Here is a 783-nt window from a genome sequence, read left to right as displayed (position 1 = left end):
GCCGCCGCCCGCCATCGAGCAGAGTTTTACACCTAATTGGGGATAAAACAGCTCATGGCTGGCGGCGGTGTTGCTCTCATCGGCACCACCCTTGTACCTCTGCTCTCCGGACTGTTCGGTTAATCACAAAACAAGGAGGTAATCGCCTTTGGACAGCATACTCCAACAGATCACAGACTGGCTGAAAGAAATGCTCGTTTCAGCCATTATGGGAAATCTGTCGGGGATGTTTGAGTCCGTCAACAACCAGGTTGGCGAGATAGCAACCTCCGTTGGCATGACCCCGGCGAATTTTTCGCCGGGTGTCTTTGCCATGGTACGAAACATCTCCGAGTCAGTGATTATCCCAATAGCAGGCTTGATTCTGACCTTCATTGCCTGTTATGAGCTAATTCAGATGATTATTGACCACAACAATCTGGCGAATTTTGAAACCTGGATCTTCTTCAAATGGGTGTTCAAGACTTTTGTTGCGGTCATGTTAATCACAAACACATTCAATATCACGATGGCTGTGTTCGATGTGGCACAGCACGTTATAAACGCAAGCGCCGGTATCATATCCGGAAATACTGCCATAGATGCTTCGGCATTGGAAACAATGGAAGAAACACTGATGGCAATGGATTTGGGGCCTTTGCTCGGCTTGTTCCTACAATCCTTTATCGTGCAGGTCACGATGTCCGCCTTGGCAATCATCATCTTTGTGATCGTCTACGGTCGAATGATTGAAATTTATCGCGCGTCCAGAAGCGCCGCTTTTCATCCAAAGGCGGTGTGCGG

Annotated in this window: 1 protein-coding gene and 1 pseudogene; both read left to right on the top strand. The window is 48.5% G+C overall.

Annotation, left to right across the window (positions count from 1 at the left end; all coding sequences use genetic code 11):
- Positions 1 to 39: 39 nt before the first annotated feature.
- Positions 40 to 123 (top strand): annotated as a pseudogene (locus DWX68_RS14490) (Maff2 family protein); the annotation flags it as partial.
- Between the two features lie 25 nt (positions 124 to 148).
- Positions 149 to 783: VirB6/TrbL-like conjugal transfer protein, CD1112 family (locus DWX68_RS14485; RefSeq protein ID WP_118630034.1), on the top strand; the 635-nt coding region annotated here is incomplete at its 3' end.

The sequence above is a fragment of the Clostridium sp. AF20-7 genome (genome assembly GCF_003479275.1).
GTDB classification, from domain to species: domain Bacteria; phylum Bacillota; class Clostridia; order Lachnospirales; family Lachnospiraceae; genus Otoolea; species Otoolea fessa.
Note: the sequence above shows the minus strand (reverse complement) of the source record. Positions and strands in the feature narration are given on the sequence as shown.